The sequence below is a fragment of the Mesorhizobium sp. PAMC28654 genome, assembly GCF_020616515.1.
Lineage (GTDB): Bacteria > Pseudomonadota > Alphaproteobacteria > Rhizobiales > Rhizobiaceae > Mesorhizobium.
Genome location: NZ_CP085135.1, coordinates 3,455,536 through 3,472,423, shown reverse-complemented (window position 1 = coordinate 3,472,423; position 16,888 = coordinate 3,455,536). Strand labels below are relative to the sequence as shown.

The window sequence follows — 16,888 nt, the reverse complement described above, 5'->3', positions numbered from 1 at the left end:
TAGGCAGGGCCTGCTATTCGATGGCAGTGGAGGCACAGCGAACAAGACCGGCGGGCGCTGCCAGGCGGCCGTCGCGCATCATGCCGTCATTCGTGTCGAAACTTACGGTGCCGATGCGTCGCTTCCTCGGCCATCATATTTTTTCGAGCCTGACGCGGCGCATCCTCTTCCTCAACCTTGCCGGTCTCGCCGTCCTGGTCATCGGCATTCTCTACCTCAACACATTTCGTGACGGGCTGATCGACGCCCGCGTCGAAAGCCTGATGACGCAGGGCGAGATTATTGCCGGCGCCATCGCCGCGTCGGCGACGGTCGAGACGGATTCGATCAGCATCGATCCGGAAAAACTGCTTGAGCTGCAGGCCGGCGAGAGCCTTGGTCCTGGCTCCGATCAGCTCGACAATCTGGATTTCCCGATCAATCCGGAGCGGGTGGCGCCGGTGCTGAGAAGGCTGATCTCGCCGACGCGCACGCGTGCCCGCATCTACGACCGTGACGCCAATCTGCTGCTTGATTCCCGCCATCTCTATTCGCGTGGCCAGATCCTTCGCTACGACCTGCCGCCGGTCGACGAGGAGCAGCCCGATCTGGTCGAGCGCATCCAGAAATTCATCTTCGATTTCTTCCGCAACACCGAACTGCCCATCTATCACGAGCAGCCGGGCGGCAACGGCGCGGCGTTCCCGGAGGTGGTCAAGGCACTGACCGGCAGCCCGTCGACCATCGTGCGCGTCAGCGAGCAGGGCGAGCAGATCGTTTCGGTGGCCGTGCCGATCCAGCGCTTCCGCGCCGTCCTCGGCGTGCTGATGCTGTCGACCGAAGGCGGCGACATCGACAAGATCGTCGCCGCCGAGCGCAAGGCGATCCTGCGTGTCTTCGGCATCGCCGCCCTTGTCACGGCTATCTTGTCGATGCTGCTGGCATCCACCATCGCCAACCCGCTGCGCCGCCTGTCGGCGGCGGCGGTGCGGGTGCGGCGCGGCGTCAAGAGCCGCGAGGAAATCCCGGATTTCTCCGACCGGCAGGACGAGATCGGCAATCTGTCGATTGCCGTGCGCGACATGACCAATGCACTCTACGCCCGCATCGAGGCGATCGAAAGCTTCGCTGCCGATGTCTCGCATGAGCTCAAGAACCCGCTGACATCGCTGCGCAGCGCGGTTGAAACCTTGCCGCTGGCCAAGAACGACCATTCGCGAAGCCGGCTGATGGAGATCATCCAGCATGATGTCAGGCGCCTGGACCGCCTCATCACCGACATCTCCGATGCCTCCCGCCTCGACGCGGAACTCGCGCGTGAAGACGCTGGCACGGTCGACCTGAAGAAATTCATCACCGATCTCGTCGCCGTTTCGCGTGAGGCGACGCGCAACAAGAAGGCCGTCGAGATCGAGCTCAGGGTCGCCAAGCTGCCGCAGGGTGTCAAAGGCTATTTCGTCGTCGGCCACGACCTGCGCATCGGCCAGGTGATCACCAACCTGATCGAGAATGCCCGTTCCTTCGTTCCCGATGAGCGCGGCCATATCATCATGTCGCTGGCGCGCGCCGGCAAGTTCAACATCGTCACCATCGACGACAATGGACCCGGTATCCGCGCCGACAACATCGATCGCATATTCGAGCGATTCTACACGGACCGGCCTGCCGGCGAGGCCTTCGGTCAGAACTCGGGCCTTGGCCTGTCGATCAGCCGGCAGATCGTCGAGGCCCATGGCGGCACGCTGACCGCCGAGAACATTCCGGGCACCAAGCCGGGTGAGATCAAGGGCGCGCGTTTCGTGGTCACCCTGCCGGCCGAAGCATGATCCCGAAAAGTGGGAACCGGTTTTCGGACGAGATCATGCTTCAACCAAAAACCATGATCCGGGAAAGTGGGTATCAAAAGCCATGATCCCGAATGCCTGAGCCAGTCACACTGCCCGAAGACACGCAGCTCGAAAATATCCACGCGACGGCGATCCTGATCGGCGAGCGCGGTATCCTCATCACCGGGCCATCCGGTTCGGGCAAGACAACGCTGGCACTCGCGCTTGTCGATCATCTTTCCCAGCGCGGTTTCTTCTCACGCATCATCGGCGACGATCAGCTCTTTGTCGCCGGTCATGCCGGACGGCTATTATGCCGGGCGCCCACCTCGATCGCTGGCCTCGCCGAAGTGGCGGGACTGGGGCCCCGGCCGCTTCCCTTCGAGCCAGCGGGCATCATCGACCTTCACATCCGGCTGGTGGGGGAGGCCGAGATGGAACGATTTCAGCAAGAGGTCAGCGAAGCCATCGCCGGCTGTCCGGTGCCGCGGATTGATCTTGCGCGGCGCAGCGTTTCCACGGCCCTGCCGGCCGTGATGGCGCGGCTGTCGATCTCGCCTTTTTTATGATCCGGTTTCGATTTCTTGCTGCAATGCGTCAAAATGGCCAGCGCCTTCGCAATTTTGGGCTTGTCAACGCGCCTCGCGTCGACAAGATAGCGCTCCCGCCGCCTGGAATGGCTGGCGAGCATAAAATGCGCCTGTGAAGCGGCGATGACGGGAGCCACCAAAGAATGATCGGACTCGTGCTCGTAACGCACGGTCAACTGGCCACCGAGTTCCGACATGCCGTGGAACATGTCGTCGGGCCACAAGACAATTTCGAGACCGTGGCGATCGGTGCCGACGACGATATGGAGCAGCGTCGCCGCGACATCGTTGACGCCGTGGCCCGTGTCGACACCGGGGCAGGGGTCATCGTGCTGACCGACATGTTCGGCGGCACACCTTCCAACCTTGCCATTTCAGTGATGGAGTCCGGTCGCACCGAGGTCATCGCCGGCATGAACCTGCCGATGCTGATCAAGCTGTCCTCGGTCCGCAAGGGCGACAACATGATGGCCGCCGTTGACGAGGCGCAGGCGGCGGGTCGTAAATACATCAACGTGGCCAGCCAGCTTCTGAGCAGCAAATGAACGCGCTATCCCCGGAAAAGGATCAGATCGTCCGGGACTTTCCGATCGTCAACCAGCGCGGCCTGCATGCACGCGCCTCGGCGAAGTTCGTTCAGCTTGCCAGTGGCTTCAACGCCTCGGTCCATGTCGAGAAGGATGGCGTCAAGGTCGGCGGCACCTCGATCATGGGGCTGATGATGCTGGCGGCGAGCCCTGGCTACTCGATCCGCGTCACCGCCAGCGGACCGGAAGCGCTGCAGGTCATCGACGCGTTGGAGCAGTTGGTTGCCTCCCGCTTCGGCGAAGAGTGCTGATCTCCTACATCGCCGAAGCATGTCCAGGGGACATGCAGGGATAAAGATTTCTTTATATCCCATTGTCGCCCGAGCCATGATCTGCTAGTCAGGCCGGCAATTCGCGCCCTTCAACAGGCCTCTTGGGCTGGGCGCGCCCGCAACCAATTCGCATCGGAGCACTGCCATGACGGGTAGCAAGGACTATGTGGTCGCCGACATTTCGCTTGCCGGCTGGGGCCGCAAGGAAATCGAGATTGCCGAAACCGAAATGCCGGGCCTGATGGCCTGCCGCGAGGAATTCGGCGACAAGCAGCCGCTCAAGGGCGCGCGCATCACCGGCTCGCTGCACATGACCATCCAGACGGCGGTGCTGATCGAAACGCTGAAGGCGCTTGGCGCCGATGTCCGCTGGGCCTCCTGCAACATCTTCTCCACCCAGGATCACGCGGCGGCGGCAATCGCCGAGGCCGGTATCCCGGTATTCGCCATCAAGGGCGAGACGCTCGAGGACTATTGGATCTACACCGACCGTATCTTCCAGTGGGCCGACGGCGGCACCTCCAACATGATCCTCGATGATGGCGGCGACGCCACCATGTACATCCTGATCGGCGCCCGCGCCGAGGCTGGCGAGGACGTGTTGTCCAACCCGGGCAGCGAGGAAGAGGAAATCCTGTTCGCGCAGATCAAGAAGCGCATGAAGGCTTCGCCCGGCTTCTTCACCAAGCAGAAGGAGGCCATCCGCGGCGTCACCGAGGAGACCACGACCGGCGTCAACCGGCTGTACCAGCTGCACAAGAAGGGCCTGCTGCCCTTCCCGGCCATCAACGTCAACGACTCGGTCACCAAGTCGAAGTTCGACAACAAGTACGGCTGCAAGGAATCGCTGGTCGACGGCATTCGTCGCGGCACCGACACGATGATGGCCGGCAAGGTCGCGGTCGTCTGCGGCTATGGCGACGTCGGCAAGGGCTCGTCGGCCTCGCTCAAGGGCGCCGGCGCCCGCGTCAAGGTCACCGAAGTCGATCCGATCTGCGCCCTGCAGGCGGCGATGGACGGTTTCGAAGTCGTCACGCTGGAAGATGCCGCCCCGACCGCGGACATCGTCATCACCACCACCGGCAACAAGGACGTCATCACCCTCGATCACATGCGCCAGATGAAGGACATGGTGATCGTCGGCAATATCGGCCACTTCGACAACGAGATCCAGGTCGCGGCGCTGCGCAACCTGAAGTGGACCAACGTCAAGCCGCAGGTCGACATGATCACCTTCCCTGACGGCAAGCGCATGATCCTGCTGTCGGAAGGCCGCCTGCTCAATCTCGGCAACGCCACGGGCCATCCGAGCTTCGTCATGTCGGCATCCTTCACCAACCAGGTGCTGGCCCAGATCGAGCTGTTCACCAAGCCTGGCCAGTACCAGAACCAGGTCTATGTCCTGCCCAAGCATCTCGACGAAAAGGTCGCGCGCCTGCATCTCGACAAGCTCGGTGCCCGCCTGACCGAACTCTCCACGGAACAGGCTGCCTATATCGGCGTCACCCAGCAGGGCCCGTTCAAGCCGGAACACTACCGCTATTAACCAAAGCTGAATTTACTACCAGATATTGACGCCGGGCGATTGACATTTCGCCCGGCTTTATTTTTGCGCGGGATGCGCCTTCACGGCGATTCGGCGAGGGGTTATTGTCAGGTGATTCGCGACGCTTCCAACCTGAAGAGGGCACAGAGGGGCGCGCTTCAGGGCGGTCTTGCATTCAGGCGGCGGAGAGGACCAAGACATGCCGGGGCAACACCCGCACAAGGCGGGACGGGCCGTTTCCGGCGGCCACGACGATTCGAGGACCATCAGCTCCGCCATGACCGGCGGGAAGCTTCCATGGCGCGCCCGCGCAAGCATGTTTCTTGCCACTTCCGCGCTCGCCAGCCCGCTTCTTGGCGCGGTCGCGTATGCGCAAGCCACCGGTGCCATACAGGCTGGACCTTCCTTCAACACCGTCGAGGTGATGCAGCTCGCCATGTTCGCTGGCGTGATGGGGGCAGCGCTCCTGTCGGCCATCGTCCTCATCCGCGAACGGGCACGCACCTCGGCGGAGAATGTCGAGCTCCGGACCCGCGTCGCCGATGTCAACGCCGCCCTGCGGCGCTCCGAGGCGCTGCTCAACATGCGCGACCAGCGCGTGGTGGTCTGGGCCGCGGAAAACAAGAAGCCCGAACTCGTCGGCACTTTGCCGGTCGAGAGCGGCGCGCCGGAGGATCGGGCCGCTTTCCTCGCCTTTGGTCGTTGGCTGATGCCGCGCTCCGCGGCTGCGCTTGAGCATGCCGTTGCGGCGTTGCGGGAGAAGGCGAAGTCGTTTGATCTCGTCATCGAATCGCAGGCGGGCGCACCGCTCGAAGTGCATGGGCGCAAGAGCGCCGCGCATGTGCTGGTGCGTTTCGTCTCGCTTTCCGAGACGCAGCGCAGCCAGGCCAGGCTGAAAATCGAGAACCAGCGGCTCGCTGCCGACTACGAGACCATCATCGGTCTGCTTGATGCATTGAAGATGCCGTCATGGCTGCGTACCTCGGATGGACGGTTGAAATGGGTCAACCGCGCCTACGCCGAGGCGGTCGAAGCGGAAAACCCTGAAGCCGCTGTTCGCGATGCGAAGGAGTTCTTCGGCGGCCAGGCGCGCGAGGCCATCGCTGCCCAGCACAATTCGCGTCCGATCTTCGAACAGACGCTGTCCACCGTGATCGGCGGCGACCGCCGCATGTTCGCCGTGACCGATTTCGCTGCTTCCGACGGTTCGGCCGGGCTGGCCTACGACACCAGCGCCATTGAAACCATTCGCGGCGAATATGAGCGGACGGTGCGAAGCCATGCCGATACGCTCGACCAGCTCAACACCGCCGTTGCGATCTTCGATACCGACGAGAAGCTGCGCTTCTTCAACCAGGCGTTCCAGAAGCTCTGGGGTCTCGACAGCGGCTTTCTGCACAGCGCGCCCGACAATGCCCTGCTGCTCGACCGGCTGCGCAGCGAAGGCAAGATCGCCGAGCAGCCCGAATGGCGTCGCTGGAAGGAAGGCCTGCTCAGCGCCTATCGCGCCGTCGAATCGCAGGAACATTGGTGGCACCTGCCTGATGGAAAGACCATCCGCGTGGTCGCCAATCCGCAGCCCAAGGGCGGCGTGACCTGGGTCTTCGAGAACCTGACCGAGAAGATGGACCTCGAAAGCCGTTATCAGACCGCGGTTCGGGTGCAGGGCGAAACGCTCGACAACCTCGCCGAGGGCGTGGCCGTCTTCGGTCCGGACGGAAGGCTGAGACTGTCGAATCCCGCGTTCGCGGCACTCTGGGGATTGAGCGACGACGTCGCCAAGCCAAACGCACATGTCTCCGCGATCCGCGATCTCTGCAACCAGCGCGCCGCCGACAACCCCTGGGGAGGGTTCGTTGCCGCGATCACCGGCTTTGACGATGAGCGCAGCGACCGGCACGGCCAGACCGAACTCAACAACGGCAATGTACTGAGCTACGCCATGATCCCGCTGCCCAACGGGCAGGTGATGATGACCTTCGTCGATGTCACCGACAGCGTCCATGTCGAGCGGGCGTTGAAGGACAGGAACGAGGCGCTGGAAAAGTCCGACCAGCTCAAGAACGAGTTCGTGCAGCACGTCTCCTACGAATTGCGCTCGCCGCTGACCAACATCATCGGCTTCACCGAGCTTCTCGCGCTGCCGTCGACCGGGCCGCTGAACCCGAAGCAGCGCGAATATGTCGGACATGTCGGTTCATCGTCGGCGGTCCTGCTGACCATCGTCAACGACATACTCGACCTGGCCACGGTCGATGCCGGCATCATGCAACTCGACATTTCCGAAGTGCATGTCGACCGGACCATCAGTGCCGCCGCCGACCTGGTTGCCGACCGGCTCGAGGAGCACTCGATCAAGCTCAAGGTCGATGCCGTCGCTGCACCGAAGACATTCCATGGCGACGAGATCCGCATCCGCCAGATCCTCTACAATCTGCTGAGCAACGCCGTGAACTACGCGCCGCAGGCAAGCACCATCACGCTCTCTTGCCGCCAGCTTGCCGAAGGCGTGGAGTTCTCGGTTCACGATGACGGACCCGGCATGCCGCCGGACGTACTCGATTCGGTGTTCCGCCGCTTCGAGCCGCGAACCAATGGCGGGCGTCGTCGCGGTGCCGGCCTCGGCCTGTCGATCGTCAAGAGTTTCGTCGAACTGCATGGCGGCAGCGTCCGCATCGAGACCGGCAGGGACAAGGGTACGACCGTCATCTGTACCTTTCCCGACACGCCGGGCATCCGCGCCGCGGCCGAGTAACGGTTCTGATGCTGGAGCGTTTGCTAGCCGACGAAACGGAGACGGCGCGGTTGGGCGAGGATCTCGCAATGTCGCTGCGCCCCGGTGACGTGCTTGCCCTCAAGGGCGATCTTGGCGCCGGCAAGTCGACCCTGGCGCGAGCCCTGATCAGGGCACTGGCCGATGATGCCGGCCTTGATGTGCCGAGCCCGACCTTCACCCTCGTCCAGAGCTACGACACCCGTATTCCTGTCCATCATTTCGACCTCTATCGCCTGTCCTCCGCCGCCGAGATCGACGAGTTGGGCTTCGACGATGCGCTGGCGCAAGGTGCCGCCCTGGTCGAATGGCCCGAACGGGCAGAGGCCTATCTGCCGAAGACGACAATCCTGATCGAACTCGTCCATGATGGGGACGGCCGCCTCGCGCGATTCTCTGGACAAGACCCGGCTTTCGAACGCATAGCGCGGTCGCTCGCCATGCGCGACTTTCTCGAGCGCGCCGGTTGGGGCGAGGCGCGGCGACGCCATTTCATCGGCGACGCCTCGGCCCGCTCCTATGAAATCGTCTCGCTCGCCGGTTTTGCGCCACGCGTGCTGATGAACTCGCCAAGGCTGGTGCTTGGGCCGCCCGTCCGGGACGGCAAGCCCTATGCGGAGATCGCTCATACCGCGCAGTCCGTCTCGGCCTTCGTCGCCATCGACCGGGCGTTGGAAGCGGGCGACGTCAGCGTGCCCAAAATATACGCCGAAGATCAGGATCAGGGGTTTCTCCTGCTCGATCATCTGGGCTCCGAAGGGTTTCTTGGCGGGGAGGGCCAGCCCGTGGCCGAGCGCTATGCCGCCGCGGCCGAACTGTTGGCCATGATGCATGGGAGGCAATGGCCCGATCGGATGGAAATCGGCCATGGCGCCTTCCACCATGTGCCGCCCTTCGATCGGGCCGCGATGATGATCGAAGCCGATCTGCTGGTCGACTGGTACGTGCCGGCGATTACTGGCAGCCCGGCAAGCGATGATCTGCGTGCTGGTTACCACCGCGAGTGGAATACGGCCCTCGACCGCCTGGGTGGCCGCGAATACACGCTGATGCTACGCGATTTCCACTCGCCCAACATCATCTGGCGCGGCGACCGCACCGGGCATGACCGGCTCGGCATCGTCGATTTCCAGGATGCGCTGATCGGCCCTTCGGCATATGACGTCGCATCGCTCGCCATGGACGCTCGCGTCACCATGTCGCCGGACATCGAGAAGCGGACGCTCGACGCCTATGTCGCCGCGCGCCACGCGGCCGGCGCCTTCGATGAAGCAAGCTTCCTGGAAGCCTATGCAATCATGGCGGCGCAGCGCAATTCCAAGATCCTCGGCATTTTCGTCCGCCTCGAAAAGCGCGACGGCAAGCCCTATTATCTGAAACACCTGCCGCGCATCCGCGACTATCTGCGGCGGGCGCTGTCCCATCCGGCGCTGGCCAGTCTACGGGATTTCTACAGCGAGCACGGCCTGCTGGAGGAGCGAGCGCTGTGACTGCAAGGCCGGACACCGCGATCGTACTTGCCGCCGGGCTGGGCAAGCGCATGCGGCCGATCACCGACGCCATTCCGAAACCTTTGGTCAGGATAGCCGGCAAGACCTTGCTCGACTGGGGCCTCGACGGCCTGGCTGCCGTCGGTGTCGGCAAGGCCGTGGTCAACGTCCACTATCTTCCCGAACAGATCATCGCCCATGTCGCGGCGCGCCAGGCCCCGCGCATCGTCATTTCCGACGAAAGCGAGCGGCTTCTCGATTCCGCCGGTGGTATCGTCAAGGCGCTGCCGGAGCTCGGCCAGCAGCCCTTCTACATCCTCAACGCCGACACGTTCTGGATCGACCAGGGCCCCCTCAATCTCGGCCGCCTCGCCCTTGCATGGGACGCGGCGAAAATGGATATTCTGCTGATGCTGGCTGATCTCCATCAAGCAACCGGACACTGCGGCAGCACCGATTTCCTGGTGGCGCCGGACGGCGCCTTGCGGCGCGCAAAAGGCGATCCGGCGGGCCTGATCTATGCCGGGGCGGCGATCGTCCATCCGCGTTTGTTCAAGGATGCGCCGGCCGGGCCGCACTCGCTCAACGCCTATTTCGACACGGCCATCGCCGCCGGCCGCCTGTTTGGCATGCCGATGCACGGCCATTGGATCACCGTAGGCACGCCCGATGCCATTCCGCTCGCCGAAGCGGCGGTCGCCGACGCGCTAACCGAGTCACGATGAGCGGCCCAAGCCGCGTTTTCTCGATCCCGCCCGGAGCGCCGTTTCTGCCGACGCTTGCCGAAGCGCTGCTTGGCGGCCGTCTCGTTCCGGGCTTTCGTTTCGATGGCGACCCGCTCGCTCTGGCCGATGTCACCATCTACGTGCCGACCCGCCGTGCCGCGCGGGCCTTGCGGGGGGTATTCGTCGACATGCTGGGTGGCCGTTCGGCCATCCTGCCGGTCATCCGCCCGCTCGGCGAGTTCGACGAGGATGAAGCGGCCTTCGAGGCCGAGGCATCCGCCGCGATCGATCTTGCCCCACCGATCGCCTCCATCGAGCGGCTGCTGCTGCTCGCGCCGCTGGTTCGCGCCTGGAAGCGCCGCTTGCCCGCGCATGTCGCTGCAATGTTCAACGAGGAAGTCGTCGTGCCGGCCTCCTCCGCCGACGCGATCTGGCTGGCGCGCGATCTCGCGGCGCTGATGGACGAGATCGAGACCGAAGGCGCCGACTGGACAAAGCTTGGCGACCTGGCAACGGGGAACCTTGCCGGGTGGTGGCAGGTGACGCTCGATTTCCTGGGCATAGTCACCGACGCCTGGCCGAAATTCCTGGCCGAGAATGACCGATCCAATCCGGCGGCCCATCGCAGCGCCCTGATCGAGCACGAGGCGACGCGGTTGCAACGCAATCCGCCTGCCGGTCCGGTCATTGCCGCTGGCTCCACCGGTTCCATCCCCGCCACCGCCGAATTGCTTTCCGTCATCGCCCGTCTGCCGAGCGGCGCCATTGTCCTGCCTGGCCTCGACCGCAAGCTGGATGAGCCGTCCTATCAGGCCATTGCCGCGCCCGGCGCGCGCCCGGCCCTGCTTGGCCATCCGCAATACGGCTTGGCACGACTGATCGGCAAGATCGGCGTCCTGCGCGCCGATGTCGACGAGATCGGTGTCGTGCCGAGACCGCTGGCGCTTCGCGCCGCCCTGATTGGCGAAGCCTTGCGGCCCGCCGAAACCACCGAGCTCTGGGCGCGGACACGCGCCGACTTCGATGCCGGTGACATTACCGAAGCGTTCGCCGACGTGACGCTGCTGGAAGCTGCCAGCGAACGCGACGAGGCCGTGGCGATCGCCATCGCGCTCAGGCGTGCCGTCGAACAGCCCGGCCAGCGTGCCGCGCTCGTCACCGGCGATCGTGCACTGGCGCGGCGTGTCTCGTCCGAACTTCTGCGTTTTGGCGTGGTCGCCGACGATTCGGGCGGCGCGCCGCTCGCCAACACGCCGGCCGCCAGCCTGCTCAGGCTGGCGCTTCAGGCCGTGTTCCGGCCCGGCGATCCCATCGGCCTGCTGTCGCTGCTGAAACATCCCCTGCTTGGCCTCGGCCTCGACCGGGCAACAGTCCGCCACGCGGCCGGGATCATCGAACTGGTGGCCCTGCGTGGCGGCACGGGGCGCCCCGACATCGCATCATTGCCGGATCTGTTCGAGGCCCGGCTCACCGGTCTCGGTGGCGACAGCCGCGCGCCCTTCTGGTTCTCGCGCCTGACCGTTGGGGGCATCGAGCAGGCGCGCGACCTGCACAAGCGCCTTGCGGATGCATTGGCGCCGCTGGCCGCCCTGCGCGGCCAGCCAGAGGCCGATCTTGCCACGCTGGTCCGCACAAGCGTCACCACGCTCGAAAGCCTTGGCAGGGCGGCGGATGGCAGCCTGAGCGAACTCTATGCGGGCGACGCTGGTGAAAAGCTGGCCGACCTGCTGCGCGGGCTGGTCGCGGCATCGGCCACGTTCACCTTCGCGGCCGACGAATGGCCGGATGTGATGGACGCGCTGATCGCGCCGGAGACAGTCAAGCCGGCGCAAGGCACTGATCGCAACATCGCCATCTGGGGTGCGCTGGAGGCCCGCCTGCAGAACGTCGACACGCTGGTCATCGGCGGCCTCAACGAAGGTGTCTGGCCGCGCAAGCCGGAAAGCGATCGGTTCATGTCGCGGCTGATGAAAACCGGCATCGATCTTGAACCGCCCGAACGGCGCATTGGCCTTGCCGCGCATGATTTCCAGATGGCCATGGGCGCGCGGAAAGTCGTGCTGTCACGCTCGGCCCGCTCGGGCGACGCACCTGCCGTTCCGTCGCGCTGGCTGCAGCGTATCCTCACCTTCATGGGTGGGGATCACGCGGCGGTGCTTCGCCGGCGTGGCGACGAATTGCTGGCTTGGGCGCGTGCGCTCGATGCCTGCGAAAAGCAGGATTTCGCGCCGCGCCCACAGCCGAAGCCGCCGCTGGCGGTACGGCCACGGCATTTTTCGGTCACCGAGATCGAGACGCTGCGCCGCGACCCCTACGCGGTCTATGCCCGCCGGATTCTGCGCCTGATGCCGCTCGATCCAGTGATACGCGATCCGGGCGCCGCCGAACGCGGCACGCTGTTTCACGCCATCCTGCATCTGTTCTCGGCGAAAGTGGCCGATCCGCGCTCGGCCGACGCACTGGACGGGCTCATCGCCGCCGGACGGGCCTGCTTTGCCGAGGCAGCACTTCCTGCTGATGTCGAGGCCGTGTGGTGGCCGCGTTTCGAGAAGCTTGCCGACAGCATCATCGAATGGGAACGGCCGCGCCGCTGCCGTGGCGCGCCGGCATGCCGAGGAGCGTGCCGAAAAGACTGGCGTCGGCAAGTCCGGTATTACGCTGTCCGGCTACGCCGATCGCATCGACCTCCTGGCCGGCGGCATGGCTGATATCCTGGACTACAAGACCGGCTCATCGCCCTCCAAGGCGCAGGCGCATACGCTTCTGGCGCCGCAACTGGCGCTCGAAGGCGCGCTGCTCAGGCGCGGCGCCTTCAAGGGGCTTGGCGTGCGCGAGCCGTCGCAACTGGCTTTCGTCAGGCTGAAGCCGAATGGCGAGGTGTTCGAGGAATCGATCCTCGACTACAACCGCAAGCCGCGAACCGCCACCGATCTCGCAGAAGAGGCCTGGGCGCGGCTGGAGCAGCTGTTGATCCACTATGCCGACCCGGCGACCGGCTATCTGTCGCGCGCGCTGCCGTTTCGCGAGGGTGAGACCGATGGCGACTATGACCATCTCGCCCGTGTGCTCGAATGGTCGGCCGGCGGCGATGCCGGTGACGAAGGAGGGGAGGCATGAAGAAGGCCTATCCCATTCCAACCGACACGGCGGCCAGCCAGGCGAGCGCCGCCGATCCCAACAATTCTGCCTGGGTGTCGGCCAATGCCGGCTCCGGCAAGACCCATGTGCTGGCCCAGCGCGTCATCCGGCTTCTGCTTGGTGGCACCGATCCGTCGAAGATACTGTGCCTCACCTACACCCGCGCCGCCGCCGCCAACATGTCGAACCGCGTGTTCTCGACGCTGTCGGAATGGACCACGCTTGGCGATGACGACCTGGCGACCAGGGTCGAGGCCCTGGAGGGGCGGCGGCCCGGTAGCGACACCATGCGCCGGGCGCGCCGGCTGTTCGCCGAGGCGCTGGAAACGCCGGGCGGGCTGAAGATCCAGACCATCCACGCCTTCTGCGAATCGGTGCTGCACCAGTTCCCGCTCGAGGCCAACATCGCCGCGCATTTCGAGATGCTCGACAGCCAGATGGAGGCGTCGCTGTTCGCGACAGCCCGCCGCGAGATGATCTCGGGCACCACGGCGGGCGATTTGACGCTCGCCGAGGCTTTCGCCACGGTCCTGGAGCGTGGCGGCGAAGCCGGGCTCGATGCATTGCTTGGCGAGATCGTGCGCAAGCGCGACGGCCTGCGCGGCTTCATCGACGCGGCCGGGCAGGGAGGCAACGACTTTCAGGCCCTGTTCGACGAGTTTCATTTCCGTGCCGGCGTGGCCGCCGAGGACATAGCGGCGTCGGTCTGGCCGCTGCCCGGCTTCCTGGCGGATTATTTCGCCGGCTTCGCCCAGGCGGCGGAGGCGGCTGACGCCCGTATCGTCCTGAACAACATCTTGCCCTATGCGCGGCTGGCTTTCGCCGAAAGCGATCCGGTGCGCCGCCTGCAATTGCTTTCCAGGGCTTTCCTCAAGGCCGATGGCGATGCCTACGATCCGGCAAAGACCTTCAAGAAGGCCCTGGTCGATCGGCTGCCGGACCTGGCGGAGCGCTATCTTTCGGCAACCGGCGCCATCGTCGAGACCGTCGACCGGCTGGCGTTGTTCCGCATGCTGGAGGGCACGCGCGCCGCGCTGACCATCGCCGACTGGCTGATCGCCCGCTACGAGCAGCTGAAGCGCGGGCGCGGCTTCCTCGACTTCAACGATCTCATCACCCGCACGGTCAACCTCCTGGCCCGGCCGGACGCCGGCCCCTGGGTGCAATACAAGCTCGACCAGGGCATCGACCACATCCTGCTCGACGAGGCGCAGGACACAAGCCCCGACCAGTGGGAGGTGGTGAAGCGGCTGGCCGAGGAGTTCTTTGCCGGCCAAGGCGCGCGCGACGGCGTCCATCGTACGGTGTTTGCCGTCGGCGACGAAAAGCAGTCGATCTATTCTTTTCAAGGCGCGGCACCCGATTCTTTTGCCGACTCCAGGCTTTTGTTTGCCGGGCGCGTGCGGGAAGCCAATGCTTCCTTCGCCGATCTCAAGCTGACCTGGTCGTTCCGCTCGACGGATGATGTGCTGGCCGCCGTCGATCGGGTCTTCGCCGACCCCGGCGTGCGGCGCGGGATCAGCCATGATCCCGATCCGCTGGATCACAAGGCGATCCGCAATGACGCGCCGGGCTATGTCGAGGTCTGGCCGTCGGTCGGCGCCGATGTCGTCGACGAACCCGATGACTGGGCGCAGGCCATCGACCATGCCCATGCGCCGGCGGTTCGCGTGGCCGAAAACGTCGCCGCGACCATTGCCGGCTGGATCGGCTCCGGTGAGGTCATCGAAGGCCGTGGCAAGACGCTTCGCCCCGGCGATGTGCTGGTTCTCGTGCGCAAGCGCGATCGCTTCGTCCACGCGCTGACGCGGGCGTTGAAGCGCCGCGACATCCCGGTCGCTGGCGCCGACCGGCTGAGCTTGCCCGGCCACATCGCCGTGAAGGACCTGATCGCGCTCGGCCATTTTCTCATCCAACCGCAGGATGACCTGTCGCTCGCGGCCGTGTTGCGCAGCCCGATCTTCGATGTTTCCGAAGAAGTGCTTTTCAGGCTTTCCGGTGAAAGGCTGCCGGGTCTTTCGCTCATCGCCTCGTTGCGTCAGCATGCCGGCGAAAATGCTGGTCTGGCTGACATCGTCAGCCGGCTCGACACCTGGAGCGGCGAGGCCGCCTTCAAGCCGGTGTTCGAATTCTATGCCGGCATGCTTGCCCGCGACCGGCTGCGCAAGAAGATGATCGCCCGGCTGGGACCTGAGGCCGGTGACATACTCGACGAGTTCCTGAACTTCTGCCTGGCCGAGGAGCGGACCGGCCTGCCTGGGCTGGAATCCTTCCTGGCCACGCTGGAGAACGCCGGTCCCGAGATCAAGCGCGAGATGGACCAGACCCGCGACGAGGTTCGCGTCATGACCGTCCATGCCGCCAAGGGCCTGGAGGCGCCGGTGGTGTTTCTGGTCGATGGCGGTTCCGCGCCTTTCAGCGACCAGCATCTGCCGAGACTGATGCCCTTCGAAGGCTCTGGCAGGTACTGGAATGGCAAGGGTTACCTGTGGCGCTCGGCCAGCGACGTCGCCAATGGTTTTTCGAAGGCCGCCGCCACGCGTGCCCGCGACCTCGCGGATGATGAGTACCGCCGGCTGCTCTATGTCGGGATGACCCGCGCCGAGGATCGGCTGATCGTCTGCGGCTATCACGGCAAGCGGGCGCCGAACGCTGGCACGTGGCATTCGATCGTCAGCCGTGCGCTGGTCGGTGCCCCTGAAAGCGAACAACGCGCCCATCCCGCCAATGGCGACCCCGTGCACCGGTTTCATGTGACCAAGCTGCCGCCCGTAGCCCTGGCATCCGGCGGGGAAACCCGGCCGGCGGAGGATTTCGAACCGTTGCCCGCGGCTCTGTTCCAGCCCTTGCCGCCTTACGAGGACCTGCCACGGCCGCTGTCGCCATCCGGTGCCTCGGCCCTCATCGAGGAGGAAAAACAGGGAGAGGTCGATACAAGTTCACCAGTGCTCGACATCGAGGCCGAGCCGGGCTTTGCCGTGATGCGCGGTCTGGCGCTGCACAAATTGCTGCAGATGCTGCCCGGGGTTGCGGAAAGTGAACGCCAGGGCGCGGCGGAACGCTATCTCGTCCGCGCCGGTGCGCAATGGACGGATATCGAGCGGGAAAAGGCCTTGGCCTCCGTGGCGGGGATCCTCGCCGACACCCGCTTCGAACAACTGTTTGCGCCATCGTCGCGCGCGGAAGTCTCCATCATGGGCAGTCTCGAGGTGAAGGGGAGGACGCGATCGATCTCCGGCAAGATCGACCGGTTGGCGGTGACACCGGACAGGGTATCGATCGTCGACTACAAGACCAACCGGCCGGCGCCTGCCACTCTGGCCGATGTGCCCGCCGCCTATACCCTGCAGCTGGCGCTCTATCGCGCGCTGCTGCAGCCGCTTTACCCGGGACGAGAGGTTTCGGCGGCCTTGCTGTTCACCGAGGCGCCGAGGCTGATCGAGTTGCCGGCACAGGCAATGGACGATGCTCTTGCTCGACTCACAGGAGCGTGACACAACACCTGCTTGAAGAAGGGCACGGACACCACCACATTTGGTGGGACAAAAACTTTCGAAAGGATTCCGCATGACCACCGTCAAGGTCGATAAGAGCAATTTCCAGACCGATGTGCTTAACGCCAGCGTACCGGTCGTCGTCGATTTCTGGGCGGAATGGTGCGGCCCCTGCAAGATGATCGCGCCGGCACTGGAAGACATCGCCAACGAACTTGGCGCCAAGGTGAAGATCGCCAAGCTGAACATCGACGAGAATCCCGAGTTGGCCGCACAGTTCGGCGTGCGCTCGATCCCGACGCTGATGATCTTCAAGGGCGGCGAAGTCGCCGACATGAAGGTAGGCGCCGCGCCCAAGACCGCGCTGTCGCACTGGATCAATGGCAGCCTCGCCTGATCCATCTGAAATTCAGAACAAAAAGCCCGGCCTCGCGCCGGGCTTTTTGTTGGCGTCACTTACAGCGCCGC

At 64.7% G+C, this 16,888-nt stretch carries 10 protein-coding genes and 1 pseudogene; all 11 read left to right on the top strand.

All coding sequences use genetic code 11. The features are described from left to right. Positions 1-20 precede the first annotated feature (20 nt). The 11 genes and pseudogenes from LGH82_RS16925 to trxA all read left to right on the top strand — a co-directional run bounded on the left by LGH82_RS16925 (position 21) and on the right by trxA (position 16,817). Entirely contained in the window at positions 21-1,805 is a 1,785-nt protein-coding gene (locus tag LGH82_RS16925; protein ID WP_319799883.1) for a sensor histidine kinase, read from the top strand. A 92-nt stretch (positions 1,806-1,897) separates the two neighbouring features. Further along, positions 1,898-2,374, top strand: coding sequence for an HPr kinase/phosphorylase (locus LGH82_RS16920; protein ID WP_227343834.1), 477 nt, complete (start codon positions 1,898-1,900; stop codon positions 2,372-2,374). 164 nt (positions 2,375-2,538) lie between these two features. Further along, positions 2,539-2,940 (top strand): PTS sugar transporter subunit IIA, encoded by a 402-nt coding sequence (locus LGH82_RS16915; RefSeq protein ID WP_227343833.1) that lies wholly within the window; start codon positions 2,539-2,541, stop codon positions 2,938-2,940. Then, a complete protein-coding gene (locus tag LGH82_RS16910) occupies positions 2,937-3,233 on the top strand; it encodes an HPr family phosphocarrier protein (protein ID WP_227343832.1) in 297 nt (98 codons plus the stop codon). Before LGH82_RS16915 ends, LGH82_RS16910 begins: the two co-directional genes overlap by 4 nt. 166 nt (positions 3,234-3,399) lie before the next feature. Then, the gene (gene ahcY, locus LGH82_RS16905; RefSeq protein ID WP_227343831.1) at positions 3,400-4,800 is read left to right on the top strand and encodes an adenosylhomocysteinase; all 1,401 of its coding nucleotides are present in this window, start codon (positions 3,400-3,402) and stop codon (positions 4,798-4,800) included. A 199-nt stretch (positions 4,801-4,999) separates the two neighbouring features. Then, a complete protein-coding gene (locus LGH82_RS16900; protein ID WP_227343830.1) occupies positions 5,000-7,555 on the top strand; it encodes a sensor histidine kinase in 2,556 nt (851 codons plus the stop codon). Positions 7,556-7,563: 8 nt separating this feature from the next. Next, positions 7,564-9,063: a tRNA (adenosine(37)-N6)-threonylcarbamoyltransferase complex ATPase subunit type 1 TsaE gene (gene tsaE / locus LGH82_RS16895; RefSeq protein ID WP_227343829.1), complete on the top strand. Its 1,500-nt coding sequence runs from the start codon at positions 7,564-7,566 to the stop codon at positions 9,061-9,063. Then, a complete protein-coding gene (locus LGH82_RS16890; protein WP_227343828.1) occupies positions 9,060-9,788 on the top strand; it encodes a nucleotidyltransferase family protein in 729 nt (242 codons plus the stop codon). The genes tsaE and LGH82_RS16890 overlap by 4 nt, the downstream gene beginning before the upstream one ends. Then, a pseudogene (gene addB, locus LGH82_RS16885) lies at positions 9,785-12,905 on the top strand (double-strand break repair protein AddB). Before LGH82_RS16890 ends, addB begins: the two are co-directional and overlap by 4 nt. After that, positions 12,902-16,420, top strand: a complete 3,519-nt coding sequence (gene addA, locus LGH82_RS16880; RefSeq protein WP_227343827.1) for a double-strand break repair helicase AddA — start codon at positions 12,902-12,904, stop codon at positions 16,418-16,420. The pseudogene addB and the gene addA overlap by 4 nt, the downstream one beginning before the upstream one ends. A 73-nt stretch (positions 16,421-16,493) precedes the next feature. Further along, positions 16,494-16,817, top strand: a complete 324-nt coding sequence (trxA, locus tag LGH82_RS16875; RefSeq protein ID WP_227343826.1) for a thioredoxin — start codon at positions 16,494-16,496, stop codon at positions 16,815-16,817. The last annotated feature ends 71 nt before the right edge of the window (positions 16,818-16,888 follow it).